This window comes from Streptomyces sp. NPDC046261 (assembly GCF_040646235.1).
Classification (GTDB): Bacteria; Actinomycetota; Actinomycetes; order Streptomycetales; family Streptomycetaceae; genus Streptomyces.
In genome coordinates, this window is record NZ_JBEYZU010000001.1 from 853498 (window position 1) to 878198 (window position 24701).

The following is a 24701-nucleotide window of genomic DNA, read 5'->3' on the forward strand; positions in this document are numbered from 1 at the left end:
TTCCGTTGTTCATGGCAGTTGGGTATGTCGAAAGCGTCACCTCAGTGATTAGGCTGGGCGTCTCAGCCAACGGACACCGATAGAAGGGGTGGCACATCGTGACCACCGAGCTGCGCCGCCTGCGTAACTACATCGCCGGGGAATTCCGTGACGCCGCCGACGGGCGGACCACGGAGGTCGTCAACCCGGCCACCGGCCAGGCGTACGCCACCGCCCCGCTGTCCGGCGCAGCCGACGTCGACGCCGCCATGGCCGCCGCCGAGGCCGCCTTCCCGGCCTGGCGCGACCTGGTGCCCGGCGAGCGCCAGAAGGTACTCCTGAAGATCGCCGACGCCTTCGAGGCGCGCGCGGAGGAGCTGATCGCCGCCGAGTCGGAGAACACCGGCAAGCCGCTGGGCCTGACCCGCAGCGAAGAGGTCCCGCCGATGGTGGACCAGATCCGCTTCTTCGCGGGTGCCGCCCGGCTGCTGGAGGGCCGCTCCGCCGGCGAGTACATGGAGGGGATGACCTCCATCATCCGCCGTGAGCCGGTCGGCGTCTGCGCGCAGGTCGCGCCGTGGAACTACCCGATGATGATGGCCGTGTGGAAGTTCGCCCCGGCGCTCGCCGCGGGCAACACCGTCGTCCTCAAGCCCTCGGACACCACCCCCGCCTCCACCGTCCTCATCGCCGAGATCATCGGCGGGGTGCTCGAGGAGCTGGGCCACCCCAAGGGCGTCTTCAACGTCATCTGCGGCGACCGCGACACCGGCCGCCTGATGGTCGAGCACCCCGTGCCCGCCATGGCCTCCATCACCGGCTCCGTGCGGGCCGGCATGTCGGTCGCCGAGTCCGCCTCCAAGGACCTCAAGCGCGTCCACCTGGAGCTGGGCGGCAAGGCGCCCGTCGTCGTCTTCGAGGACGCCGACATCGCCAAGGCCGTCGAGGAGATCTCGGTCGCCGGCTACTTCAACGCCGGCCAGGACTGCACGGCCGCCACCCGCGTGCTCGTGCACGAGTCGGTCCACGACGACTTCGTCACCGCCCTCGCCAAGGCCGCGGCCGACACCAAGACCGGGCAGCCGGACGACGAGGACGTGCTGTACGGCCCGCTCAACAACGCCAACCAGCTCCAGCAGGTGACCGGCTTCATCGAGCGCCTCCCCGCCCACGCCAAGATCGAGGCCGGCGGCCACCGGGTCGGCGAGAAGGGCTACTTCTTCGCCCCGACCGTCGTCTCCGGCCTCAAGCAGGACGACGAGATCGTCCAGCACGAGGTCTTCGGCCCGGTCATCACCGTCCAGTCCTTCACGGACGAGGAGCAGGCCGTCGCCTACGCCAACGGCGTCGAGTACGCGCTGGCCTCCTCGGTGTGGACCAAGGACCACGGCCGCGCGATGCGCATGTCCAAGGCCCTCGACTTCGGCTGCGTGTGGATCAACACCCACATCCCGCTTGTCGCCGAGATGCCCCACGGCGGCTTCAAGAAGTCCGGCTACGGCAAGGACCTCTCCGCCTACGGCTTCGAGGACTACACGCGCATCAAGCACGTGATGACCTCCCTGGGCTGATCCCGTCCCACCCGCGCACGCGTGTACGTTCCGTACGCGCGTGCGCGTATCATCGACGCCCGGCCGACCGGCCCGCACCGCCCCGACCCGCCGTCCCGCCGGAATGCGAGTAACGCCCGTGAAGCCCCTGTCCCGCCGGACCCTGCTGCGCGCGCTGGGCGCCGGCGCCGGGGCCGCAGCCCTCGCCGGATGCGGGGTGCCCGCCGCGTACGTCGCCCCCCGGGACCGGGCCGCGGCGGACCGCTCGGAGCGCGAGAAGCGGCTCGTCTTCGCCAACTGGCCGCTGTACATCGACGCCGACGAGGACGACCCGCAGAAACGTCCCACGCTCGACGAGTTCCAGGAGAGCAGCGGCATCTCGGTGAAGTACACCGAGGAGATCAACGACAACGACGAGTTCTTCGGCAAGATCAGCCCGGCCCTGATGAACCATCAGGACACCGGCCGGGACATCATCGTCGTCAGCGACTGGATGGCCTCCCGCTACGTCCGGCTGGGCTGGGTGCAGAAGATGGACCGGGCCGCCCAGCCCCACGTCGCCCGCGAGCTCGACCCGCTGCTGCGCAAGCCCTCCTTCGACCCGGGCCGCCTGCACACCGTCCCCTGGCAGTCCGGCATCACCGGCATCGCCTACAACCGCAAGAAGCTCGGCCGCGAGATCCGGCGCACCTCGGAGCTGTGGCACGAGGACCTGCGCGGCCGCGTCACCCTGCTCTCCGGCATGGACGAGGCGTTCTCCCTGCTGATGCAGGGCAACGGCGCCGACGTCACCCGCTGGACCGCCGACGACTTCCACACGATGACCGACCAGCTGCGCGCGCTGGTCCGCAAGCGGCACATCCGCCGCTTCACCGGCAACGACTACATCAAGGACCTCTCCTCGGGGGACGTCCTGGCCTGCCAGGCGTACTCCGGTGACATCATTCAGCTCCAGGCCGACAACCCGGACATCGAGTTCGTCGTGCCCGAGGAGGGCGCGGAGCTGTGGGCGGAGAGCCTGATGATCCCCAACCTCGCCCGCCACAAGAGCAACGCCGAACGGCTCATCGACCACTACTACCGGCCCGACGTCGCCGCGCGGCTCGCCGCGTCGGTCAACTACGTCTGCCCGGTCCCGGCCGCGCGCGCGGTACTGGCCTCCTCCAAGGACAAGGAGCTCGCCGAACTCGCGGAGAACCCGCTGATCTTCCCCAGCGACGACATGCGCGGACGGCTCGCCACCGCCCGCGACATGACCGCCCGGGAGCGGCCGGCCTTCACCAAGGAGTGGAACGAGATCGTCGGGCTGTGAGCCCGCGCCGCCTCACGCCGGCAGCAGCGAGCGCAGGGTGGCGATGCGGTTGGTGGTGATCGAGTCCACGCCCGCGCGCAGCAGTCGGCGCATGGTGCGGCGGGTGTCGGCCGTCCACGCCGAGACGAGCAGGCCGTCGGCGTGGTGGCGGGCGACCAGTTCCTCGCTCACCAGGCCGAAGCGGTAGTTGAGCCAGCGCGGCCGCACCTCGGCGAGCAGGGCCGGGCGGGGCGGGGCGAGGGTGGTCCAGGTGAGGGCGATCTCCGCGTCCGGATCCGCGCGGCGCACGTTCAGCATGGCGGCCGGTCCGCCGCAGTAGTACGCCCGCTCCCGCGCCCCGGCCGCCCGCACCCCGGCGACGGCGGCAGCGGCGGCCGAGGGGTCGGGCAGGTCGACGAACAGCCGCCCCCGCGCCGCGGCCGTGGCCTCGGCGAGAGCTTCCTCGAGCGTCGGCACCCCACCGCCCGTCACAGCGCGCAGCTCCCGGGCCGTCAGCGCCGCCAGGGCCACCTCACGGCCCCACAGGCGCCCCAGCGTCGCGTCGTGCAGCAGCACGGGCACGCCGTCGCGGGTCAGCCGGACGTCGATCTCCACCGCGCACGCCCCCGCCCGCAGGGCCGAGCGGATCGAGGGCAGGGTGTTCTCGCGGTGGACGTAGGGGTCGCCGCGGTGGGCGACGGCGGTGAAGGCGGTACCCATGGGCCTCATTGTGGCGACAGCGCCCGGGGCCGGTGCCTCAGCCCCGCCAGGTCGAGGTGTAGGCGTCGATCTCCTTGCGGAGCCGGGCCTTGCCCGCCTCGTCCATGAACGACGCCTCCACGGCGTTCTTGGCGAGCTCGGCCACGCCGCGGGCGTCGAGGTCCAGGAGGCGGGCCGCCACCGCGTACTCGGTGTTGAGGTCGGTGCCGAACATGGGCGGGTCGTCGCTGTTGATGGTCACCAGCACCCCCGCGGAGACCATCTCCCTGACCGGGTGGAGCTCCAGGTCGGCCACGGCGCGGGTGGCGAGGTTGGAGGTCGGGCAGACCTCCAGCGGGACGCGGTGCTCGGCGAGGTGGGCCAGCAGCGCCGGATCCCGCGTGGCGCTGGTGCCGTGGCCGATGCGCTCGGCGCGCAGCTCCGTCAGGGCGTCCCAGATGGTCTGCGGGCCGGTGGTCTCCCCGGCGTGCGGCACGCTGTGCAGCCCGGCGGCGATGGCCCGGTCGAAATACGGCTTGAACTGGCCGCGGGGCACCCCGACCTCGGGCCCGCCGAGCCCGAAGGAGACCAGGCCCTCGGGCTTCAGGTCGCAGGCGATGCGGGCGGTCTCCTCGGCGGCCTCCAGCCCGGCCTCGCCGGGGATGTCGAAGCACCAGCGCAGCACCACGCCCAGCTCGGACTCCGCCGCCTTGCGGGCGTCCTCGATGGCCTCCACGAACGCGACGTCGGGGATGCCGCGCCGGGTGGAGCTGTAGGGGGTGACGGTCAGTTCGGCGTAGCGGATGTTCTGCCGGGCCATGTCACGGGCGACCCCGTAGGTCAGCAGGCGCACGTCCTCGGCGTCGCGGATCAGGTCGACCACGGAGAGGTAGACCTCGATGAAGTGGGCGAAGTCCCGGAAGGTGAAGAAGTCGGCGAGGGCCTCGGGGTCGGTGGGCACCGGCGAGTCGGGGTGCCGGGCGGCCAGCTCGGCGACGATGCGGGGGGAGGCGGAGCCGACGTGGTGGACATGCAGCTCCGCCTTCGGCAGCCCTGCGATGAACGAGTCGAGTGCGGACATGCGGGCCTCCATGGCTCCTCGGGCTGCTCGGTCGGCGGCGTGCCGATCATCGTATGCGCGGTGGGCGCCGCCACCGTGCTCAGGCCTTAGCATGACGGGGTACCGACTGGGGAGGGTCATGTCCGAGAAGGACGACGCGCAGCCGGAGCCGCAGGGCCGCGATCCCTGGGCTCCGCCGGAGCGGCGCGTGCCGCTCGACAAGCCCGGCACCGCGCAGGTGCCGCCGCAGCAGCCCCCCGCGCGGCCCGTCCCCGGACCGGCCGCGGGCCCGGGGCAGGCCCCGCAGCAGGGCGCCCCCGCCGCACCGCTGCCCGGCACGGTCCCACCCGTACCCCTGGCGCCGACCGGCCCGGGCACCCCCAGCGCGTACCCGGGCGGCCCCTACGGCTACGGACAGCCCGGCCCCTACGGCCAGCCGCAGCCCCAGCCGTCCTACGGTCACGGGCCGGGCGCCGCACCCGGCGCCTACGGCCAGGACCCGTACGCCCAGAGCCCCTACGGTCAGACCGCCTACGGCACGGGCGCCTACGGCTATCCGGCGGCGGGCTACGGGCCGGGCTGGCCGGGCCCCGGCGGGGCGGTGCCCAACAACAGCCTCGGGGTGGCCGCGCTCGTGCTCGGCATCGTGGGCACGGTCCTCTCGCCCACCCTCGTCTTCGGCGTGATCCTCGGCGTCCTCGCCATCGTCTTCGGCGCGATGGGCCGGGGCAAGGCGGCCACGGGCGAGGCGAACAACGGCGGCCAGGCCCTGGCGGGCCTGATCATGGGCGCGGTGGCGCTCCTGGCCACGGCCTCGCTGCTCGCGCTCTACATCACCTTGGGCGACAGCGAGGACGCCGGCGTGGACGAGGATCCCGACGACGCCGTCTACGGCGCCTATATGCCCGAGCCGCCCGCGCCGGGCCCGCTCGTGGTGGCCGCCAGGCGCTGACGCGCTTCCATCAGCGCGAAGCCCAGCAGGTTCAGCCCGCGCCAGCTCGCGGGGTCCTGCGTCCGCTCGTCGTCGGCGGCCAGGCCGATGCCCCAGACCCGGTCCAGCGGGCTGGCCTCGACCAGCACCCGGGCGCCCGTGCCGAGCAGATAGGCGCCCAGCTCGGGATTCTGGCCGAATTTGTGGACGCTGCCCTCGACGACCAGCTCGAAGCGGTGCCGGCGCCACTCCTCCTCGTCGAAGCCGCGCACCGAACGGCCCGCGTCCTTCGCCTGCTTGGGGTGGCCGGCCCGCAGGGCACGGGCCTCGGCCTCGGCGTCGCCGAACAGCCGCGCCTTGCCGGCCATCATCCAGTGCTCGGCCGTGGCGTAGACCGTGCCGTCCACCGTGAAGGGCGACGGCCACCACTGGCTGAAGCAGCCGGCGCCCACGCTGCCGTCGCGGCGCGGCCGGTGACCCCAGAAGTACACGTACTTCGCCTGCTCGCCGCGGGCGGTGGCCGCCACCAGCTCCGCCACCGAACGCGGCCCGTCCGCCGCGACCGTGTTCCCGCTCATGTCCTTCGTCCCCCGTGTCGTCATGCCGCGATTGTGGCAGCGGCCACTGACACCGCCCGGGTGCGGCCCCGGCCCGGTGCTGCCGCTCTCGGCCCATCCTGCACCGATTCCGTCGGCAACCTAAAACGTAGCGACGGAATCCCTTGTTGCGGTCGGGTTGCTCTGCCAGGATCGGCAACCATTCCGGATGGAGCAACACCTGCCCGCAGGTGCGCGGTCGGGTCGGAGGAGTGTGCGCGATGGATCAACATCTCGACACGGCGGAGGAATTCGCCGGTGGCGCGCAGTACATCGGGGGCCCGGCCACCCGCGACAGCAGGGGAGCGGCGCGGAAGGACCGGCACCGCACTGTCCTCGGGGCGCGGTGATGGAGCGCCATGACCCCTGGCACCACCGGGGGTCGCCCGCGGCGCCGGGCCGCCGGACCCTGCTGCGGGCCGGCGGGGCGGGCGCGGTCGCCCTCGGCGGGCTCGGCGCGTTCGCCGCCTGCGGCGCCCCGCCCGCCGGGCGCACCGGCGGCCAAGAGGCTGCCGCCGAGGACCGCTCCGCCACGGAGCGGGCCCTCGTCTTCTCCAACCGGACCGGATACCTGGACGTGGGCGAGGACCGGCACAGCCGTCCCACCCTGGACGCCTTCCGCCGGCGGACGGGCATCGACGTCGCCTACGCCGAGGACATCGACGACAACGCCGAATTCTTCGGCAAGGTCGGCAAGCGGCTCGCCGCAGGCCAGGACACCGGCCGCGACCTGATCTGCGTCACGGACCGGATGGCCGGCCGCATGATCCGCCTCGGCTGGGCCCAGCGGCTGGACGCCGCCCACCTGCCGCACGCCTTCGCCAACCTCGCCCCCGGCTTCCGCGCCCCCGACTGGGACCCCGGCCGGGTCCACTCCTACCCCTGGACCGGCATCCCGGCCCTCATCGCCTACAACCGCAAGGCAACCGGCGGCCGTACGGTCGACTCCGTCTCCCAGCTGCTGGAGGACCCCCGGCTCAAGGGCCGCGTCGGGCTGCTCCGCGAGATGCGCGACACCGTCGGGCTGACCCTCCTCGACATGGGCAAGAATCCCGAGCACGTCACCGCCGAGGACCACGCCGCCGCGATCGCCCGGCTGCGCGGGGCCGTCGACCGCCGGCAGATCCGCCGCTTCACCGGCGACGACTACACCGGTGACCTCAACCGCGGCGACATCGCCGCCTGCATCGCCCGGGCCGGCGACCTCGTTCAGCTCCAAGCGGACAACCCCGACATTCGGTATGCGATACCGGACGCCGGCTACCTGCTTTCCAGCGACAATCTTCTGGTACCCCAGCAAGCGCGCCACAAGAGGAACGCCGAGCGCCTGATCGACTACTACTACCAGCCCGAGGTCGCGGCACGGCTCGCCGCCGCCATTCACCACGTGAGCCCGGTCGTGGGCCTGCGCGAAGAGCTGGCGAAGATCGACAAAGATCTCGCCGACAACCCCTTGATCATCCCCAGTGAGGCGATGGCGGCGAAGGCACACGCCTTCCGCCTGCTGACGCCCGCCGAGGACAAGGCGTTCGAGTCGGCGTTCGCCCAGCTCACCGGCGCCTGACGACCACCGCGGACGGTGGCGGCACGGCCCATGGCGGACCACGCGCGGCTGTATGTCAGTGTTACGTGCTCTTCCGTCCCCACGACCCCCCTGGACATGAGACCCATGACGGCAACCGCCACGACCGGCACCAGCGGCAACGACGTCCGCCTGACCGGGATCAGCAAGACCTACGGCAGCTTCACCGCCGTGCACCCGCTCGACCTGTCGGTCCCCGCGGGCTCCTTCTTCGCCCTGCTCGGCGCCTCCGGCTGTGGCAAGACCACCACCCTGCGCATGATCGCCGGCCTGGAGGACCCCACCACCGGCACCGTGGAGCTCGCGGGCAAGGACGTCACCGGCCTCGCCCCGTACAAGCGGCCCGTCAACACCGTCTTCCAGAGCTACGCGCTCTTCCCGCACCTGGACATCTACGAGAACGTCGCCTTCGGCCTGCGCCGCCGCGGCATCAAGTCCGTCAAGAAGCAGGTCGACGAGATGCTCGACCTCGTCCAGCTCGGCGACCTCGCGCGCCGCAAGCCGCAGCAGCTCTCCGGCGGACAGCAGCAGCGCGTCGCCGTCGCCCGCGCCCTCATCAACCACCCGCAGGTCCTGCTCCTCGACGAGCCGCTGGGCGCCCTCGACCTCAAGCTGCGCCGCCAGATGCAGCTCGAGCTCAAGCGCATCCAGACCGAGGTGGGCATCACCTTCATCCACGTCACCCACGACCAGGAGGAGGCCATGACCATGGCGGACACGGTCGCGGTGATGAACGCCGGCCGCGTCGAGCAGCTCGGCGCGCCCGCCGACCTCTACGAGACGCCCCGCACCACCTTCGTCGCCAACTTCCTCGGCACCTCCAACCTCATCACCGCCGACGTCCTGGGCACCTCGGGCGACGACATCCTTCTGCGCGCCTGCGATACCAAACTCACTCTTCCGGCGACACGATGTACAGCCACCGCCCGCAGGGGCGAGAAGCTCCTGGTCGGGATACGGCCCGAGAAGATCACCCTGACGCACGCCGACGACGCCGGCACCATCCCCGACGGCCGCAACCGCATCACCGGCCGCATCGCCCAGTCCAGCTTCATCGGCGTCTCCACCCAGTACCTCGTCGACAGCCCGGCCGGCACCGGCCTGTCCGTGTACGAGCAGAACATCGAGCGCGACTCCCGCCTGGCGCCCGGCGCCGACGTCGTCCTGCACTGGAACCCGGGCCACAGCTTCGGCCTGGACGCCGCGCAGAACATCGAGGCGGGCACCGACGTCGACCGTGCCGAGGCGGGAGAAGGTACGTGAGCGCCACCCCCGAGGCCGCCCGCCGCACGAGGCGCGTGCCCTACTGGCTTCTGCTGCCCGGCATCCTGTGGCTGCTCGTCTTCTTCGCCGCGCCCCTCGTCTACCAGGCGTCGACGTCCGTCCAGACCGGCTCGCTCGAAGAAGGCTTCGAGGTCACCTGGCACGTCGCCACCTACTGGGACGCCCTGACCGAGTACTACCCGCAGTTCCTGCGCTCGGTCGGCTACGCCGCCACCGCCACGGCGCTCTGCCTGATCCTCGGCTACCCGCTCGCGTACCTCATCGCCTTCCGGGCCGGCCGCTGGCGCAACGTGCTGATGGTCCTCGTCATCGCGCCGTTCTTCACCAGCTTCCTCATCCGCACCCTCGCCTGGAAGACGATCCTCTCCGACGGCGGCCCCGTCGTCTCCGCCCTCGACACGCTGCACGTGCTCGCCCTCACCGACGCGCTCGGCGTCACCGAGGGGCACCGCGTGCTCGCCACACCGCTCGCCGTCGTCTGCGGCCTGACCTACAACTTCCTGCCCTTCATGATCCTGCCGCTGTACACCTCGCTCGAACGCATCGACGGCCGCCTCCACGAAGCCGCCGGCGACCTCTACGCCCGGCCCATGACCACCTTCCGCAAGGTGACCCTGCCGCTGTCCATGCCGGGCGTCGTCGCCGGCACCCTGCTGACCTTCATCCCCGCCACGGGCGACTACATCAACGCCGAACTGCTCGGCTCCACCGACCAGAAGATGATCGGCAACGTCATCCAGTCGCAGTTCCTTCGCGTCCTGGACTACCCGACCGCCGCCGCCCTGTCCTTCATCCTCATGGCCGCCATCCTCGCCATGGTCACGCTCTACATCCGCAAGTCCGGGACGGAGGACCTGGTCTGATGGCCCTCACCTCCCGTTACTCCCGTGCCGTGCGCGGCCTGCGCCGCAACCTCGTGGTGATCGCCGGACTGGGCACCCTGGCCTATCTGATCCTGCCCAACGTCATCGTGACGGTCTTCTCCTTCAACAAGCCCAACGGCCGCTTCAACTACGAGTGGCAGCGCTTCTCCACGGACGCCTGGACCGACCCCTGCGGCGTCGCCGACCTGTGCGGCTCGCTCTCGCTGAGCCTGCGGATCGCGCTGTGGGCCACCATCGGCGCCACCGTCCTCGGCACGATGATCGCCTTCGCGCTCGCCCGCTACCGCTTCCGGGCCCGCTCCTCCGTCAGCACCCTGATCTTTCTGCCGATGGCCATGCCCGAGGTCGTCATGGCCGCCTCACTGGCCACCCTCTTCCTCAACATGGGCGTCACCTTCGGCTTCTGGACCATCCTCATCGCCCACATCACGTTCTGTCTGAGCTTCGTGGTCACCGCGGTCAAGGCCCGCGTGATGAGCATGGACCCCCGCCTCGAACAGGCCGCCCAGGACCTCTACGCCACCCCGCTGCAGACCTTCCTGAAGGTGACCCTGCCCATCGCCGCCCCCGGCATCGCCGCGGGCGCCCTGCTCTCCTTCGCGCTGTCCTTCGACGACTTCATCATCACGAACTTCAACTCCGGCTCGACTGTGACCTTCCCCATGTACGTCTGGGGATCCGCACAACGGGGCACACCCGTTCAAATCAATGTCATCGGAACGGCGATGTTCGCCACCGCCGTGCTGTGCGTGCTCGTCGGTCAGCTGGCCGGGAGACGCCGAAAAAGGAGCTGAGAACCATGGCCCCCAGTGCCATGAACCCTGCCGAAGCACTTTCCGACGCCACTCCCCGTCCCTACTGGCTCGACGACCCCGCCCGCCCCGAGGCGCTGCCCGCGCTCGTCGGCGACGAGTACAGCGACCTGCTCGTCGTCGGCGGCGGGTACGCCGGTCTGTGGACCGCGCTCCGGGCCAAGGAGCGCGACCCCGGCCGCGACGTCGTCCTGATCGAGGCCCAGGAGGCCGGCTGGGCCGCCTCCGGCCGCAACGGCGGCTTCTGCGCCGCCTCCCTCACCCACGGCTGGGCCAACGGCCACGCCCGCTGGCCCGCCGAGCTCACCACCCTGGAGGAGCTCGGCCGGCGCAACCTCGACGGCATCGAGGCCACCCTCGCCCGCCACGGCATCGACTGCGACTTCGAGCGCACCGGCGAGATCGACGTCGCCACCGCACCCCACCAGGTCAACGAGTTGAAGGAGGCCGCCGAGGAGGCGGCCTCCCTGGGCGTCGGCGGCCATGAGTTCCTCGACCGCGACGCCCTGCGCGCCGAGGTGGACTCGCCGACCTTCCTCGCCGGCCTGTGGAACCGCCGCGGCGTGGCCATGCTGCACCCCGCCAAGCTCGCCTGGGGCCTCAAGCGCGCCTGCCTCGCCCTCGGCGTACGGATATACGAGCACACCCCCGGCACCGAACTCTCCTCCCGCGGCTGCGGCGTGGCCGTCCGCACCCCCTACGGCCGGGTCTTCGCCCGGCACGCCGCGCTCGGCACCAACGCCTTCCCCTCCCTGGTCAAGCGCCTGCGCCCGTACATCGCCCCGGTCTACGACTACGCGCTGATGACCGAGCCCCTCACCGCGGAGCAGCTCGCCTCCGTCGGCTGGAAGCGGCGGCAGGGCCTGAGCGACAGCGCCAACCACTTCCACTACTTCCGGCTGACCGCCGACCACCGCATCCTGTGGGGCGGTTACGACATCGTCTACCGCTACGGCGGCGGGGTCCGGGCCGAGTACGACCACCACCCGGCCACCTACCAGCGCCTCGCCGGGCACTTCTTCCGCTGCTTCCCCCAGCTCGAGGGCGTGCGCTTCTCCCACACCTGGGGCGGCGCCATCGACACCTGCTCGCGCTTCTCCGCCTTCTTCGGCACCGCCCACGGCGGCCGTGTCGCCTACGCCATGGGCTTCACGGGGCTCGGCGTCGGCGCCACCCGGTTTGGCGCGGACGTCATGCTGGACCTGCTCGCCGGGGAGCGCACCGAGCGCACGGAGCTGGAGATGGTCCGCAGCAAGCCGCTGCCGTTCCCGCCCGAGCCGGTGCGGTCGGTGGGCATCGGCATCACGCAGTGGGCCATGACCCGCGCCGACAAGAACGGCGGCCGCCGCAACCTCTGGCTCAAGGCCCTGGACAAGGCGGGGCTAGGGTTCGACAGCTGAGGTCACACGTTCTTGTGGGCAATCGTTCCGCAGGGCGGAACGGGTGGGCACAAGACGACCACCGGCCAGCACCCACAGCACCACCCCGGCCAGGCACCAAGCGCCGACCACGTCCAACGGCCAGTGGTACCCGCGCAGCACCAACCCGACGCCGACCCCCATATTGAGGAGCACGCAACAGCCGGCCCACCACCGGGACCGGACGAGGAGGAGAACGGCCGCCCCATACGCCACCGCCGCCGTGGCCGCGTGGCCCGAGGGGAAGAAGCCGTCGTGCGCCCCGGCCGCCATCGCGGGCGGCCCGGGGCGGGCGATCCACAGCTTCAGCGGAACGACGAGCGCCGGCACCGCCGCCATCGCCAGGGCGGCGCCCAGGGCCGGCGCCCACCGCCGGTGGCGCACGACGCTCCAGGCGATCGCCGCGATCAGCACCGGCAGCGCCACGACGGTGTTGCCCAGATCGGCGAGGAGTTCGGCGAAGCCCGAGGGCAGGGCACCGGAGTCCGCGGCCGCGCGCCCCAGACGTTCGTCGAGCACGCGCAACGGACCGTGGGCGGCGACCTGCCAGGTGACAAGGGCGAGGAGAACGGCGCACAGCGCCGGGAGGAGGACAGTCGGCGGCCCCGGAACAGGGGGGGTAGTTCCGGGGCCGCCGCGCCGGCCGGTGTGCCGCGCGCCCCGGGGGGTCTGGGGCGGGCGGCCGTCCGATCGGTGAGGATGTCCGGAGCCGAAGGCTCCAGGGGTGTGCGCGAAGGCACGACCGGGTCGGCACTGGGGAAGTACCGGCTCGGCGTCGTCCGCAGTCCCCTGCGGACGGGGTGTTTCCTTCATCTGCAGAAACCGTACGGCAGGTAAGACGACTCCGATAGTCGGATCACCTGTCCGCCACCCGCCCCGCACAGGTTCTTCACTCCGCTACGGGGCGGTACCGGCGAAGGTACCGTCACAGGCGCGCGAACGCGCCCTCGATGATGTCGAGACCCTCGTTCAGCAGGTCCTCGCCGATGACCAGCGGCGGCAGGAAGCGCAGCACGTTGCCGTAGGTGCCGCAGGTGAGGACGATCAGGCCCTCCGCGTGGCAGGCCTTGGCGAGCGCGCCGGCGGCCTCCGGGTTCGGCTCCTTGGTGGCCGCGTCCTTGACCAGCTCGATGGCGATCATCGCGCCACGGCCGCGGATGTCACCGATGATGCCGAACTTCTCCTGCATGGCCGTCAGACGGCCCTTCATGACCTCCTCGATGCGCTTGGCCTTGGCGTTGAGGCCCAGCTCGCGCATCGTCTCGATCGCGCCGAGCGCCGCGGCGCACGCGACCGGGTTGCCGCCGTAGGTACCGCCCAGGCCGCCCGCGTGCGGGGCGTCCATGATCTCCGCGCGGCCGGTGACGGCGGCGAGCGGCATGCCGCCCGCGATGCCCTTGGCGGTGGTGATCAGGTCCGGGACGATGCCCTCGTCCTCGCACGCGAACCACTGGCCCGTGCGGCAGAAGCCGGACTGGATCTCGTCGGCGACGAAGACGATGCCGTTGTCGTTGGCGAACTTCACGATCGCCGGCAGGAAGCCCTTGGCCGGCTCGATGAAGCCGCCCTCGCCGAGCACCGGCTCGATGATGATCGCGGCGACGTTCTCGGCGCCGACCTGCTTGCTGATCTGGTCGATGGCCTGGGCCGCGGCCTCGGGGCCGCAGTTCTCCGGACCGGTCGGCCAGCGGTAGCCGTACGCCACCGGCACGCGGTAGACCTCGGGCGCGAACGGGCCGAAGCCGTGCTTGTACGGCATGTTCTTCGCCGTCAGCGCCATCGTCAGGTTGGTGCGGCCGTGGTAGCCGTGGTCGAAGACGACGACGGCCTGGCGCTTGGTGTACGCGCGGGCGATCTTGACCGCGTTCTCGACGGCCTCGGCGCCCGAGTTGAACAGCGCGGTCTTCTTGGCGTGGTCGCCCGGGGTCAGCTCGGCGAGCTGCTCACAGACCTCCACGTAGCCCTCGTAGGGGGTCACCATGAAACAGGTGTGGGTGAAGTCGGCGAGCTGCGCGGTCGCGCGGCGCACCACGGCCTCGGCGCTGGCGCCGACCGAGGTCACCGCGATGCCCGAGCCGAAGTCGATCAGCGAGTTGCCGTCGACGTCCTCGATGATGCCGCCGCCCGCGCGCGTGGTGAAGACGGGCAGCACGGAGCCCACACCGCCGGCCACCGTGGCGGTACGGCGGGCCTGCAGCTCCTGCGACTTCGGGCCGGGGATGGCGGTGACGACGCGGCGCTCCTGCGGAATCGCGCTCATGTGGGCTCCTGGGGGTGATTCGGACGCATCCGGGGTCTTTCCCCGCAGGCTAGGTGCGGGGGGAGGGGTCCGGCATGCGCCGTTCGGTAGTGATCCGCTCGTGTCGTTGTCCGCGGCGGACAGGAGGTGCCCGGGGCCCCGGCAGGGCCCAAAACGCTGGAACTGTCGGTGGTGGGCACTAGATTGAGCTCCGGCACGCTCGGAAAGGGCCTGGCAGGCCAGGGGGGTACAAGGGGCGATGGACACCGACGGCACGTACGACGCGCGCGGCACCCGCGGCACCAGCGCCCACCCGGTGCCCCACGCCGTGCCCCGCCCGGCCGGCCCGCCGCCCCCGCCCAAGACACCGCCGCCGAAGACCCCGCCGCCGCCGGGGTACGCCCCCGCCGTCCGCCCGGCCGTCGTGGAGTGGCTCGACGCCCCCCGGCGGCCGGCCCCGCCCGGCGTCTTCCGGCACGGCCACGTCCCACCGCCGGAGCCGGGCCCCGAGCGGGTCCCGGACCGCGCCCTGCTGTCCGGCGCCGTGATCTCGCTGCTGTCCGGGATGCTGCTGTGGACCCTGCTGTGGAACGGCTACATCCCCTACTGGCGCGTTCCCATGAAGCTGGTCACCCCGACGGAGTGGTGGCGCGCCGGCGCGATGGGCGGCCCGGCGACGATGGACGCCGTCGAGGCCACCGTCGTCTACCGCGCCGTGCTCGCCGCCCTGCTGATCTACGGCTTCGGGCGGCTCGGGAACTGGCCGGAGCTGCTCAGCCGCTTCGTCAGCAGCCGCCCCCAGCCCTCCCGCGCCGCCGTCGCCGCGCTGCTCGCGGGCATCACCCAGCTGCTCGCATGGAAGGGCACGCTCCCGGTCGTCGAACCGGTCCTCGTCCTCACCCCCGACGCCTGGCTGCAGGGCGGCGGCGACGCCTATGTGGCGGCGCTGGTCGTCTACGTCCTCTACGCCCTGATCACCCTCGCCCTCCTGTGGCCCTTCGCCCGCCTGGGCGACTGGGCGGCGCTCGTCCGCCAGCGCCGCGCCCGAAGCCCCCGGCCGCCCGCCGCGCCCCCGGCCGCCGCCCCCTCCCCGGCCGACTGGCCCGAGCTGCGGGCCGCCGGCCAGCCGGAGACGGCCGACCGCCTCGCCGCCGACCTGGCCGCCGGCCGGATGAACGACGTCGACTGCGTCCGCATCCGCCACGCCTGGGCCTCGGCGAAGGCCGACCCCGCCCGCCGGGCCGCCTTCCGGGACACCGTCGCGCGCCACGGCGCCGCGTCCTTCACGCACCCCTCCGGCCACCGCGACCTGCCCGCGCGCACGGCCATCCACGACCTGCTCACCGCCCAGGTGCGCATCGGCCGCGGCGCGGACCACGACCGCAACCCCCGGGCGCGCCGCGGCTGCGGCGTCGCCCTGGAGCCCGCCGTCCTCGGCACCTCGCTGCTGGCGGTCGGCCCACCCGGCGCCGGCAAGACCCGCCGCCTGGTCAGGCCCGTCGTCGAGACCCTCGCCCTCCAGGCACTGGCCGGGAAGGGCAGCGTCGTCGCCGTCTGCGCCGCCGGCACGCCGCTCGGCCCCGACGAGGCGTACGACGTCGTGATCAAGCCCGGCGACAGCACGTCCGTCCACGACCTCGACCTCTACGGCGGCACCACCGACCCCGACGAGGCCGCCGCCTTCCTCGCGGAGGGCCTCGTCGGCGACCTCGCCGGCGTCGACACCCGCCGCGCCGCCACGGCCCTGGCCCAGCTGCTCGGCCCCTACCACGCCGCCCACGGCCGCTTCCCGGCCGTGCCCGAGCTGTACGAACTCCTCAGCGGCACGCCCACCGTCCTCGCGGCGCTGCGCCGGGGGCTCGACGACGGCGGCCACGAGGCGATGCGCCGCGAGCTGGAGGCCCGCCTGCGCCAGAGCGGATCCGCCTCCGACCCCTGCCCGGCCCTCGCCGACCGGATCGCGCTCCTCGACCGGCCGGCCTTCGCCGACTTCTTCTCCGTCGACGCCGCCACCCGGCCCTTCTCGCTGCGCTCGGCGCAGCACCACCCGCTGCGGGTCCGCATCGACCTGCCCGAACGCGGCCACGGGGAGGCGTCCCGGCTGCTGGCCCGGCTCGTCCTGGCCCAGTTCACGACGACGGCCACCGCCCGCGCGGACCGCTCCCTGTTCACCTGCCTGGTCCTCGACGACGCCACCGGCACCCTCACCACCGAGACGGTCCGCGGCATCCAGCGCCTGCGCTCCGCCAACGCCGGCGTGGTCCTCGGCCTGCGCACCGTCGACGACGTCTCCGAGAACCTGCACATCGCGCTGCTCAGCGCCGTCGGCTGCCACATGGCCTTCTCCGGCGTCACCACCTGGGACGGCCGGCGGTTCGCCGAGGCGTGGGGCACCGAATGGGTGGAGACCCGGGAGGTCGCCCAGCACGCCGTCTTCGCCGACCAGCCGCTCACCCGCGCCGTCCACGCCCTGCGCAAGCTCGTCACCGGCCGGCCCGTCACCCGCGACGCGGTGACCGTACGCAAGGTGGAGCGCGAGCGGTGGTCGGCGTCCGAGCTGGCGCACCAGGTGCCCGCGGGGCACGCCGTGCTGTCCCTGACGACGGTCCGCGGCGAGCACGTGCCCCCGCTCTTGGTGGACCTGCGGGACTGAGCGGCGTACGCCACGTGGGCCCCGCGACCCTGCCGCCCTGGCAGAATTGAGGGCAGCCGTTCATACGGGACGGTGCACTTCCCCTCCCGTCGAAGGTCCGTCATCCATGCCGCCCACGCTCGCCTCGCTCGTCCAGCACTCGGCGCTCAAGCTCACCGTGCTCGCGGGGGCGGACCGCCTGGAGACGCCCGTGCGCTGGGCGCACGTCAGCGAGCTGGCCGATCCCGTGCCGTGGATGGACGGCGGCGAGCTGCTGCTCATCACGGCCATGAAGATCGACGCCGAGGACCGGGAGGCGATGCGCCGCTATGTGCGGCGGCTGGTGCGGGCCGGCGTGGTCGGGCTCGGCTTCGCCGTCGGCGTCAACTACGACCAGGTGCCCGGCGCCCTCGTCGAAGCGGCGCGGGAGGAGGGCCTGCCCCTGCTCGAGGTGCCGCGCCGCACCCCCTTCCTCGCCATCACCAAGGCCGTCTCCGCGGCCATCGCCGCCGACCAGTACCGCGCGGTGACCGCGGGCTTCGAGGCCCAGCGCGAACTGACCCGGGCCGCGCTCGCCCCCGAGGGACCGGCCGCGCTGATCACCCGGCTCGCCGCGCACCTGGGCGGCTGGGCCGCGCTGTACGACGCCTCGGGCGCCGTCGTCGCCGCCGCACCCGACTGGGCGGCGCGCCGCGCGGCCCGGCTGGGCGCCGACGTCGCCAGGCTGCGGGAGCGGCCCGCGCCCGCCAGCGTGGTCGTCGGCTCGGACGACGCCGAGGAGGGCGGCGACCGCGTCGAGCTGCAGTCCCTGGGCACCGGCCGCCGCACCCGGGGCGTCCTCGCCGTCGGCACGGACGAGCCGCTGGGCACCGCCGAGCGCTACGCCGTGCACTCCGCGATCGCCCTGCTCACCCTCACCACCGAGCGCTCGCGCGCCCTGCAGGACGCCGAGCAGCGCCTGGGCGCGGCCGTGCTGCGCATGCTGCTGGCCGGCGAGCCGGATCACGCCCGGGCGGTGGCGGGGGAGCTGTACGGAGGGCTGCTGGACGCGCCGTTCCGCATGCTGGTGGCGGAGGCCGTCCCGGCCGCCGCCGAGGAGGAGCGGGCGGAGGACACGGCGGAGGACCCGCTGGGCGCGCTGGCGGACGCCGTGGAGACCGCGGCGAGCCGGGTGGCCGAGCCGGTCCTGGTGGTTCCGGAGGAGAACCGCATCCTCGTCCTCGCCACCGACGGCGGCGCGGCCGTCGACGCCTGCCTCGCGTACGCCCGCACGGCCGCGTCCCGCCGGAACAACGAACGCGGCGCCGCCGCTGCGTCCTCGTCCTCGGCCGACGGCACCGGGCCGGCCCTCGGCCTGTCCGCACCGACCGGCCCCACGGGTGCGGCCGCCGCCTTCCGCCAGGCCGAACAGGCCCTGTCCGTCGCCCGCCGCCGCGGCCGCGTCCTCGTCGAGCACGAGGAGGTGGCCGCCGGCTCGGTCCTGCCCCTGCTGGCCGACGACGCCGTGCGCGCCTTCGCCGAGGGCACGCTGCGCGCCCTGTACGAACACGACGCGACCGGCCGCGGCGACTTGGTCGCCTCCCTGCGCGCATGGCTGTCGCGGCACGGCCAGTGGGACGCGGCGGCCGCCGATCTGGGTGTCCACCGCCATACGCTGCGCTACCGGATGCGGCGGGTCGAGGAGATCCTGGGGCGCTCCCTGGACGACCCGGACGCCCGCATGGAGCTGTGGCTGGCCCTGAAGGCGACGTCCGGGCCGCCGGCCTAGCGGGCGCCGGGGGACGGACGGTGCCCCTGCCCCGCCCTCTCACCGTCTCTTGTCCCCAATCACCGGACGGGCTGGACTGTCCACGCCATAGCGGTGCACCCGCGCGGTCGCGCGCTCCATCACGGATAAACAGCCGGGGGTCGCACCGCACCTACGGTGGGGGAGCCCCATTACGTCTGCACCCCCCGGAGGGAATCCGTGACTGCTCCCCACGCGTTCTGGCTGGCCGGCCGCGAGGCCACCGGCGAGGAGACCTTCGACGTCACGAACTCCTGGGACGGTCGTCTCGTCGGCACCGTGAGCGTGCCCACCGAGGCGCAGGTCGAGGAGGCCGTGGCCGCCGCGCACGCCGTGCGGGACGAGTTCGCCGCGACCCCCGCCCATGTCCGGGCCGCCGCCCTCGACCACGTCGTCAAGCGGCTCACCGAGCGCACCGAGGAGATCGCCCAGCTGATCTCCGCCGAGAACGGCAAGCCCATCAAGTGGGCGCGCGGCGAGGTCGGCCGTGCCGTCTCCGTCTTCCGCTGGGCCGCCGAGGAGGCGCGCCGCTTCAACGCCGGCGACGCCCAGCGCCTGGACACCGACGCCGGCGGCACCGGCCGCCTCGCGCTGACGCGCCGCTTCCCGCGCGGCACCGTGCTCGGCATCGCGCCCTTCAACTTCCCGCTCAACCTGAGCGCGCACAAGGTCGCCCCGGCCATCGCCGTCGGCGCCCCGATCATCCTCAAGCCGGCCCCGGCGACCCCGATCTCCTCCCTGGTGCTCGGCGAGATCCTCGCCGAGACGGACCTGCCGGCGGGCTCCTGGAGCGTCCTGCCCGTGCCCAACAACCGCATGCCCGCCCTGGTGCGGGACGAGCGGCTGCCGGTCATCTCCTTCACCGGCTCCGGCCCGGTCGGCTGGTCGATCCTCGACTCCGCGCCGCGCAAGCACGTCACCCTCGAGCTCGGCGGCAACGGCGCGGCCGTCGTCCTGGCCGACTGGTCCTCCGAGGAGGACCTGGACTGGGCAGCGCAGCGCATCGCCACCTTCTCCAACTACCAGGGCGGCCAGTCCTGCATCTCCGTGCAGCGCGTCATCGCCGACGCCTCGCTGTACGAGCGGCTGGTCCCCAAGGTCGTCGCGGCCGTCGAGGCGCAGGTGACGGGCGACCCGTCCGACGCCGCCACCGATGTCGGCCCGCTGGTCAGCGAGGACGCCGCCAAGCGCGTGGAGTCCTGGGTCGACGAGGCCGTCGCGGCGGGCGCGACGCTGCTCGCGGGCGGCAAGCGCGACGGCGCCACGTACGCGCCGACCGTCCTGGCGGACGTCCCGGCCGGCGTGACGATCGCCTGCGAGGAGGTCTTCGGCCCCGTCCTGACCCTCACCAAGGCCGACGGCGAGGACGCGGCGTTCGCGGCGGTCAACGACTCCCCGTACGGCCTGCAGGCGGGCGTGTTCACCCACGACCTGCAGACCGCCTTCCGCGCGCACCGCGCGCTGGAGACCGGTGGCGTGATCATCGGTGACGTCCCGTCCTACCGTGCGGACCAGATGCCCTACGGCGGCGCCAAGCAGTCCGGCGTGGGCCGTGAGGGCGTGCGCTACGCGATGGACGACTACACGTACGAGCGTGTCCTGGTCCTGACGGGTTTGAACCTGTAACCGCGTCAAACAGCGACAGAGCAGTGCGCTCCGGCACCATGGGCCGGAGCGCACTGCTGTCCCCCGTGGCCGGCGCGTCCCCCGTGTCCCCCCGTGCGCCCACTGCGCGCCGACCCTCATGACCCTAGGCGGGCCGTCGCCCGCAGTCGTCCCGTAACGGGTGGAATTCCGCCCTCAACCCACGCGGTAGTCGCCCTTCCGTCTCCACCCCACGCGGTAGGCCGGCAGCCTCCGCCCGACCGATGCTCCGCCTGCCGGTACGCGGTTACGCTGCGGCGATGTGGACGGTGCGGGCACTGGAACGCAGGATCGCGGAGTGGCCGCGCGCGGCGCTGGACGTGCCGATGGCGGTGGGCTTCACGATCGTGGCACTGCTGCTGGCGACCGAGCGCCCGCCCGAGGGCTGGTACTGGGACCGGCCCGACGCCCTGGGCTACGCCCTGATCTGCGCCACCAACCTCGTGCTGGCCGCGCGCCGCCACGCGCCCCGTACCGTCTTCGCGGCCGCCACCGTCTTATGGCTGTGGTACATCGCCGCCGGGTTCTGGCCCGTCGTCAACAGCGGCGCCCTGATGCTGGCCCTGTACACGGTGGCCGCGAGCTGCCGCGCGGCCCATGCGGCGGTCTGCGGGGTGACGTTCGCGGCGGTCTGGATCCTGGGCGCCGCGCTCTCCCGGAGCAACGACGTGGCGACCGCCGTGGCCCAGGCCCTGGTCGTGCCCTTCATCATCTGGAAGTTCGGCGACAACGCCCGCCGGCTGGCACACCGCAACCGCACCCTGTCGGAGCTGACCGGCCAGTTGCGCCGCGAGCGCGAGGAGAACGCCCGCCGCGCGGTCGCCGAGGAGCGGGTCCGCATCGCCCGGGAACTGCACGACGTGGTCGCCCACCACATGTCCGTCATCTCCGTGCAGGCGGGCCTGGCCCACTACGTGTTCACCAGCGACGCCGCGACCGCCCGCGACGCCCTCGGCACGATCTCGGCCTCCAGCGGGGAGGCGCTGGAGGAGCTGCGCCGGCTCCTGTCCGTGCTGCGCGTGGGCCCCGAGGGCGTCGGCGAGAACCCCGGCGACGGCCCGTACCAGCCCGCGCCCGGCCTGGACCGGCTCGAGGAGACCGCCGAACGCGTCCGGGCCGCGGGCGTGGCGGTCGAGCTGGAGGTGGTGGGGGAGCGGCGGCCGCTGCCCCAGGGCCCGGACCTGTGCGCGTACCGCGTCGTGCAGGAGGCGCTCACGAACGTCATCAAGCACGCCCGCCCCGCCCGCGCCACCGTCCGCGTCGAATTCCGGCCGCACCAGCTGTCCGTGCGGGTCACCGACGACGGCCGGGGTGCAGTTCCGGCCATCCCGTCGCCGTCGGGCGGTCACGGGTTGATCGGCATGCGCGAGCGCGCCAGGATCTACGGGGGATCCCTGGCCGCCGGCCCGCGCGCCGAGGGCGGGTTCGAGGTCCGGCTCACCCTCCCCCTGAAGTCGCCGGTGCGGGGGAGAGGGACGACCGGGGATGACCGGGAAGGCCGAACGGAGCGGGGCCGGTGAGGCCGGCGCGGCCGCCGACATCCGCGTCCTCGTCGTGGACGACCAGATCCTCATCCGCGCCGGAGTCGCCGCCCTGCTGCGCGCCGCCCCCGGCATGGCGGTCGTCGGCGAGGCGGCCGACGGCGAGGAGGCCATCGCGCTGGCCGCCGAGCACCGGCCCGACGTGATTCTCATGGACATCCGGATGCCCGGCCTCAGCGGCATCACGGCCACCGAGCGCATCCTGGAAGCCGCCGTGGACCCCGCGCCCCGGGTGCTGGTCCTGACCACCTTCGACCTCGACGAGTACGTGTACGCGGCGCTGCGCGCGGGAGCCGCGGGCTTCCTGCTGAAGGACGCGGGCCCGCAGCGCCTGCTCGCCGCCGTGACGGCCGTGGCGGGCGGTGACACCCTCTTCGCGCCGACGGTCACCCGCCGCCTGGTCGAGGCGTTCGCCCGGCGCGCCCCGGACCCCGAGCCCGCGCCGCAGGAGGCGCTCGAGGGGCTCACCGGCCGGGAGACGGAGGTGCTGCGGCTGACCGGGCGCGGCCTGTCCAACACCGAGATCGCCTCCGAGCTCGTCATCAGCGAGGCCACGGTCAAGACCCATCTCAACCGCGCCATGGCCAAGCTGGGCCTGTGCAGCCGCGCCCAGGCGGTGGTGGTCGCCTACGAGAGCGGCCTGGTCACCCCCGGCGCGTCCAGCTAGCGCGCGCCCCCGCACACGCCCCACGCGCCCGGGCCGGAACCTTGACCGGGGTCTGGTAGACCCCGTACGGATGGGGTAGGTACATACGGACGAGTAGCACCGGTCGGTAGTCGACCGGGACAACCGCCCCGACTGAAGCGGTGAGGTGCCAGATGACCGCACCATCCGTACGACCGGTCTCCGAGCGCGAAGCGCGCCAGGTCGCCGAAGCGGCCCGGGAGCAGGGATGGCAGAAGCCCAGCTTCGCCAAGGAACTCTTCCTCGGCCGGTTCCGTCTCGACCTGCTGCACCCGCATCCCACCCCCGCCCCGGAGGACGTCCGGCGCGGCGAGGAGTTCCTCTCCAAGCTGCGCGACTTCTGCGAGACGCGGATCGACGGCGCCCGCATCGAGCGCGAAGCGAAGATCCCGGACGAGACGGTCGACGGGCTCAAGGAGCTCGGCGCCTTCGGCATGAAGATCGACATCAAGTACGGGGGCCTGGGCCTGACCCAGGTCTACTACAACAAGGCCCTGTCCCTGGTGGGCTCCGCCAGCCCCGTCGTCGGCGCGCTGCTCTCCGCCCACCAGTCCATCGGAGTGCCCCAGCCGCTCAAGCTCTTCGGCACCCAGGAGCAGAAGGACACCTTCCTGCCGCGCTGCGCGCGCACCGACATCACCGCCTTCCTCCTCACCGAGCCCGACGTCGGCTCCGACCCGGCCCGGCTGGCGACCACCGCCGTGCCCGACGGCGACGACTACATCCTCGACGGCGTGAAGCTGTGGACGACCAACGGCGTCGTCGCCGACCTGCTCGTCGTCATGGCCCGGGTGCCCAGGAGCGAGGGGCACAAGGGCGGCATCACCGCCTTCGTCGTCGAGGCGGCGGCCGAGGGCGTCACGGTGGAGAACCGCAACGCCTTCATGGGCCTGCGCGGCATCGAGAACGGCGTCACCCGCTTCCACCAGGTCCGCGTGCCCGCCGCCAACCGCATCGGTCCCGAGGGCTCCGGCCTGAAGATCGCCCTGACGACGCTGAACACCGGCCGGCTGTCCATCCCCGCCATGTGCGTCTCCGGCGGCAAGTGGGCCCTGAAGATCGCCCGCGAGTGGTCCACCGCGCGCGAACAGTGGGGCAAGCCCATCGCCAAGCACGAGGCCGTCGGCGCGAAGATCTCCTTCATCGCCGCCACCACCTTCGCCCTGGAGGCCATCCTCGACCTGTCCAGCCAGATGGCGGACGAGGACCGCAACGACATCCGCATCGAGGCCGCGCTCGCCAAGCTCTACGCCAGCGAGATGGCCTGGCTGATGACCGACGAGCTGGTCCAGATCCGCGGCGGCCGCGGCTACGAGACCGCCGCCTCACTGGCCGCCCGCGGCGAGCGGGCCGTCCCCGCCGAGCAGATGCTGCGCGACTCGCGCATCAACCGCATCTTCGAGGGCTCCACCGAGATCATGCACCTGCTCATCGCCCGCGAGGCCGTCGACGCCCACCTCTCCGTCGCCGGTGACCTCATCGACCCGGACAAGTCCCTCGGCGACAAGGCCAGGGCCGGCGCCCGCGCGGGCGGCTTCTACGCCCGCTGGCTGCCCAAGCTCGTCACCGGCCCCGGACAGCTGCCGCGCACCTACGCCGAGTTCCACCCCGCCGGCCACCGCGACCTCTCCGGCCACCTGCGCTACGTCGAGCGCTCCTCGCGCAAGCTCGCCCGCTCCACCTTCTACGCCATGTCCCGCTGGCAGGGCCGCATGGAGACCAAGCAGGGCTTCCTGGGCCGCGTCGTCGACATCGGCGCCGAGCTGTTCGCCATGAGCGCCGCCTGCGTACGCGCCGAGCACCTGCGCAGCCGCGGCGACCACGGCAGCGAGGCGTACCAGCTCGCCGACGCCTTCTGCCGCCAGTCCCGCATCCGCGTGGAAGAGCTCTTCCGGCGGCTGTGGACCAACACCGACGAGCTCGACCGCAAGGTCGTCTCGGGCGTGATGGCCGGCTCGTACGCGTGGCTGGAGGCCGGCATCGTCGACCCCAGCGGCGAGGGCCCCTGGATCGCGGACGCCACCCCCGGCCCCTCCAAGGCCGCGAACGTCCACCGCCCGATCCACTGAGCGGACCACCCGATGGCCG

The 24701-nt window shown here is 72.9% G+C and carries 20 protein-coding genes; 15 read left to right on the forward strand and 5 right to left on the reverse strand.

Annotated elements, in window-relative coordinates:
• Positions 1-98: 98 nt before the first annotated feature.
• Entirely contained in the window at positions 99-1550 is a 1452-nt protein-coding gene (locus tag ABZ956_RS03950) for a gamma-aminobutyraldehyde dehydrogenase (RefSeq protein ID WP_361886410.1), read from the forward strand.
• A gap of 127 nt (positions 1551-1677) precedes the next feature.
• Entirely contained in the window at positions 1678-2841 is a 1164-nt protein-coding gene (locus tag ABZ956_RS03955) for a spermidine/putrescine ABC transporter substrate-binding protein (RefSeq protein WP_361886712.1), read from the forward strand.
• A gap of 12 nt (positions 2842-2853) precedes the next feature.
• Here the strand turns inward: ABZ956_RS03955 and ABZ956_RS03960 are convergent, their stop codons facing one another.
• Positions 2854-3549 (reverse strand): glycerophosphodiester phosphodiesterase, encoded by a 696-nt coding sequence (locus ABZ956_RS03960; RefSeq protein WP_361886413.1) that lies wholly within the window; start codon positions 3547-3549, stop codon positions 2854-2856.
• A gap of 28 nt (positions 3550-3577) precedes the next feature.
• Positions 3578-4600, reverse strand: coding sequence for an adenosine deaminase (locus ABZ956_RS03965; protein ID WP_361886416.1), 1023 nt, complete (start codon positions 4598-4600; stop codon positions 3578-3580).
• Positions 4601-4718: 118 nt separating this feature from the next.
• Here ABZ956_RS03965 and ABZ956_RS03970 point away from each other — a divergent pair, with 118 nt between their 5' ends.
• Positions 4719-5531: a DUF4190 domain-containing protein gene (locus ABZ956_RS03970; RefSeq protein WP_361886419.1), complete on the forward strand. Its 813-nt coding sequence runs from the start codon at positions 4719-4721 to the stop codon at positions 5529-5531.
• On the opposite strand, the gene ABZ956_RS03975 is transcribed toward ABZ956_RS03970, so the two are convergent.
• A complete protein-coding gene (locus tag ABZ956_RS03975) occupies positions 5477-6112 on the reverse strand; it encodes an NADAR family protein (protein ID WP_361886422.1) in 636 nt (211 codons plus the stop codon). The genes ABZ956_RS03970 and ABZ956_RS03975 overlap by 55 nt on opposite strands.
• 215 nt (positions 6113-6327) lie before the next feature.
• On the opposite strand from ABZ956_RS03975, the gene ABZ956_RS03980 reads away from it, so the two are divergent.
• From ABZ956_RS03980 to ABZ956_RS04005, 6 genes are all read left to right on the forward strand, one after another.
• On the forward strand, positions 6328-6456 hold the full coding sequence (locus ABZ956_RS03980; RefSeq protein ID WP_361886425.1) for a hypothetical protein: 129 nt from the start codon (positions 6328-6330) through the stop codon (positions 6454-6456).
• Positions 6456-7670, forward strand: coding sequence for a spermidine/putrescine ABC transporter substrate-binding protein (locus ABZ956_RS03985; protein ID WP_361886428.1), 1215 nt, complete (start codon positions 6456-6458; stop codon positions 7668-7670). Before ABZ956_RS03980 ends, ABZ956_RS03985 begins: the two co-directional genes overlap by 1 nt.
• A gap of 105 nt (positions 7671-7775) precedes the next feature.
• The gene (locus ABZ956_RS03990; RefSeq protein WP_361886431.1) at positions 7776-8951 is read left to right on the forward strand and encodes an ABC transporter ATP-binding protein; all 1176 of its coding nucleotides are present in this window, start codon (positions 7776-7778) and stop codon (positions 8949-8951) included.
• Positions 8948-9835, forward strand: coding sequence for an ABC transporter permease (locus ABZ956_RS03995; RefSeq protein ID WP_361886434.1), 888 nt, complete (start codon positions 8948-8950; stop codon positions 9833-9835). Before ABZ956_RS03990 ends, ABZ956_RS03995 begins: the two co-directional genes overlap by 4 nt.
• Entirely contained in the window at positions 9835-10650 is an 816-nt protein-coding gene (locus tag ABZ956_RS04000) for an ABC transporter permease (protein ID WP_361886437.1), read from the forward strand. The genes ABZ956_RS03995 and ABZ956_RS04000 overlap by 1 nt, the downstream gene beginning before the upstream one ends.
• Before the next feature lie 5 nt (positions 10651-10655).
• A complete protein-coding gene (locus tag ABZ956_RS04005; RefSeq protein WP_361886440.1) occupies positions 10656-12068 on the forward strand; it encodes an FAD-dependent oxidoreductase in 1413 nt (470 codons plus the stop codon).
• On the opposite strand, the gene ABZ956_RS04010 is transcribed toward ABZ956_RS04005, so the two are convergent.
• Positions 12051-12605 (reverse strand): phosphatase PAP2 family protein, encoded by a 555-nt coding sequence (locus ABZ956_RS04010; RefSeq protein WP_361886443.1) that lies wholly within the window; start codon positions 12603-12605, stop codon positions 12051-12053. The genes ABZ956_RS04005 and ABZ956_RS04010 overlap by 18 nt on opposite strands.
• 406 nt (positions 12606-13011) lie before the next feature.
• A complete protein-coding gene (gene gabT, locus ABZ956_RS04015; RefSeq protein ID WP_361886446.1) occupies positions 13012-14346 on the reverse strand; it encodes a 4-aminobutyrate--2-oxoglutarate transaminase in 1335 nt (444 codons plus the stop codon).
• 238 nt (positions 14347-14584) lie between these two features.
• Here gabT and ABZ956_RS04020 point away from each other — a divergent pair, with 238 nt between their 5' ends.
• The 6 genes from ABZ956_RS04020 (at position 14585) to ABZ956_RS04045 (ending at position 24682) form a co-directional block, all read left to right on the forward strand.
• On the forward strand, positions 14585-16978 hold the full coding sequence (locus ABZ956_RS04020; RefSeq protein ID WP_361886449.1) for an ATP/GTP-binding protein: 2394 nt from the start codon (positions 14585-14587) through the stop codon (positions 16976-16978).
• Positions 16979-17084: 106 nt separating this feature from the next.
• Complete coding sequence (locus tag ABZ956_RS04025) at positions 17085-18725, forward strand: PucR family transcriptional regulator (RefSeq protein WP_361886452.1); 1641 nt, start codon at positions 17085-17087, stop codon at positions 18723-18725.
• A 198-nt stretch (positions 18726-18923) separates the two neighbouring features.
• Positions 18924-20369: an aldehyde dehydrogenase family protein gene (locus tag ABZ956_RS04030; protein ID WP_361886454.1), complete on the forward strand. Its 1446-nt coding sequence runs from the start codon at positions 18924-18926 to the stop codon at positions 20367-20369.
• 278 nt (positions 20370-20647) lie between these two features.
• A complete protein-coding gene (locus ABZ956_RS04035) occupies positions 20648-21907 on the forward strand; it encodes a sensor histidine kinase (RefSeq protein ID WP_361886457.1) in 1260 nt (419 codons plus the stop codon).
• The gene (locus ABZ956_RS04040; protein ID WP_361886460.1) at positions 21873-22595 is read left to right on the forward strand and encodes a response regulator transcription factor; all 723 of its coding nucleotides are present in this window, start codon (positions 21873-21875) and stop codon (positions 22593-22595) included. Before ABZ956_RS04035 ends, ABZ956_RS04040 begins: the two co-directional genes overlap by 35 nt.
• Before the next feature lie 152 nt (positions 22596-22747).
• Complete coding sequence (locus tag ABZ956_RS04045; protein ID WP_361886463.1) at positions 22748-24682, forward strand: acyl-CoA dehydrogenase family protein; 1935 nt, start codon at positions 22748-22750, stop codon at positions 24680-24682.
• Positions 24683-24701 lie beyond the last annotated feature (19 nt).